This window comes from Pediococcus argentinicus (genome assembly GCF_001437605.1).
Taxonomy (GTDB): Bacteria; Bacillota; Bacilli; order Lactobacillales; family Lactobacillaceae; genus Pediococcus; species Pediococcus argentinicus.
In genome coordinates, this window is record NZ_JQCQ01000062.1 from 1 (window position 1) to 2181 (window position 2181).

General features: G+C 28.9%; 2 protein-coding genes. One reads left to right on the forward strand and one right to left on the reverse strand.

Going from position 1 to position 2181, the window contains the following annotated elements; translation table 11 throughout:
• Nucleotides 1–794 (forward strand): toll/interleukin-1 receptor domain-containing protein (locus IV88_RS08860; protein ID WP_236698620.1); only part of this gene is annotated, 794 nt, incomplete at its 5' end.
• On the opposite strand, the gene IV88_RS08865 is transcribed toward IV88_RS08860, so the two are convergent.
• Nucleotides 760–2151: an SIR2 family protein gene (locus tag IV88_RS08865; protein WP_057800532.1), complete on the reverse strand. Its 1392-nt coding sequence runs from the start codon at nt 2149–2151 to the stop codon at nt 760–762. The two genes, IV88_RS08860 and IV88_RS08865, sit on opposite strands and share 35 nt — an antisense overlap.
• Nucleotides 2152–2181 lie beyond the last annotated feature (30 nt).

Genomic DNA, 2181 nt, shown 5'->3' on the forward strand with positions numbered 1-2181 from the left:
AACTGTTAATTATTTGGAGGTTTTTATTTGCAATGAGTAACGAAAGTGTTTTTCTCTGCTTTTCTAGTAAGGATCGTGATCCATATATTCATGCAGTTGCATATCATTTGAAATCATTTGGATTATCAATCTGGTACGATTACGACAACTTACATTTAGGCAATGATAGAAATAAAAAAAATATGATTGAGCCATTCAAAAAGAGTAATTATTCTGTTATTTTTATATCAAATAATTTATTCAACAGCAAATGTGCTGTTGAGGAATTAAACAAAATAATGTCTTTAAAAGATAAGGGAATGTACATAATTCCTGTTTTCCTTGATTATTTACCACAAACATTAAATCCAAACCTATCATGGATTGTGAATTTAATATATCAAGAGGCTTCAAAGACAGATGATGCGATGAATTTAACACTAAAAATCGTAGACGCTGTTCTACAAAATGAACTCGGTAAGCTAACAGATATTGATACATCGTTCAATGCACTGATTGCTGACATATCAAATAGCGCAGATTGGAAATTAAAATCGATTGCAACTTTGCTTTCTGATTACCAAAATATTGAAGAAAGTAACGTTAATGCAAAGTCAGCTATGTTATACTCAATTTTTTCTTTTTTGAATGTTAAAAAAGAATCTAAATTAATAAGAATTGATAAAATGGCAGAAAGGATTTTTAGCCTAACAAAATTAGACATTCCAGTTAATGAATATCATATTAATATTTTTGAGAATATAGTAAAGACTATTATAATTACGATGCTAAATAAGACCTGCCAGATTCTATAATTTGTTTAATCATTTTAACTATATTACTTGGTTCTTTTTCTGATTTTAATTTTTCCATATAATCCGAAAGATAAGGATAATTATTGATACCATCTTTCGATATCAAATCATATACTTCTTCTGCTGCTAATCCAGTTGATGCAATTGGAATGTATATAGCATTATATTTATGAACTTTTAATGCTTCTTTGTACTCTTTAATTACTCCAGACTCTCCATCATGATTTGGATTTTTATCTCCAAATGCAAAAATAAATATCTTACAATCATTAACTAGGCCATGGCGCAGTTCATCATTTTCATTTTTTGTAGTATCCAAAGCAAATGGTTTTAAAGCAAGTCGACGTTCTGGATATAGTATGTTTTTGTCCTGAATATGTTTGAACGCTTCTCCTGCAAAGTATGCTCCAATATTCATTCCCATACCTGTATGAAGGTTATAATACCCATCCATATCAAGTAGCTCAGATGATAATTCTTTCATTAAACTGTATGCAAATTCTTGCTGATCTTCAGATACGTCCCATAATGCACCAGATAAAAGAATATTTTTATTTATCATATGGTTCCGTAATTGTTTAACTTTTCGGGGGATATCTGGATAATCGTCAACCAAAAGCGTTTGAATATTATAATTTTTCTCTAAATAGTTAATAAACATTTTCTGCTCTTGCACTTTATCATCACATTCTTTTTTCATAATTGTAAAGTGTGTTGCCGCAAATTGTCCCATAATTTTTTTTAATTTCAATAATGTTGACAAAATAACGTTGTCTTGGAAACTATATCCAATAAACAAAAAGGAATTAGTAGCTAATTCTTTACTGAGAAAAGTAAATAAGAGCTCGTTACGTTCTTTATTTTCAGCGAGGTCTGTGGTACTTATTACTATTGAATCAGCATCACTTAATTGACCATTTATTTTAATAATATTTATTTTATTATTTTCAACAGAATGTATTTGATTTTCTTTATAAACAACATTTGATTTGATACCAAGTTTCAGGAATTTGTCCTCAATAATGGTGTCATAATTAGTTGTCCAAATAGTCTTAGAATTTAGTTTAAGTAGATTATCAATTAGATTTGTTGATTTAGGAAGTTTTTTCAATTCGTCATGAAGTGTAGAAACTAGTTGTTGCTTCCCGAACTTATCAATATAGAATTGTGCAATATTAAACAGGTTTGTTTTTTCATTCATCTTAATTTTAAGATCCTTAGATAAGGGATTCATCAGATCAAATAAGCTAATTAGACCAGCATCCATACTACTACCTGCTCCTAAGAACAAGGATAACTCATGATTTGACACCTCTTTTTCAAAAAGATCAAAAAAATCATCTTCTGATTGTATCATTTCATAAAAACCTCCAAATAATTAACAGTT

Coding starts and splice junctions, on each gene's coding strand:
- IV88_RS08865 (WP_057800532.1), bottom strand. CDS start 2,151: ATGATACAATCAGAAGATGATTTTTTTGATCTTTTTGAAAAAGAGGTG.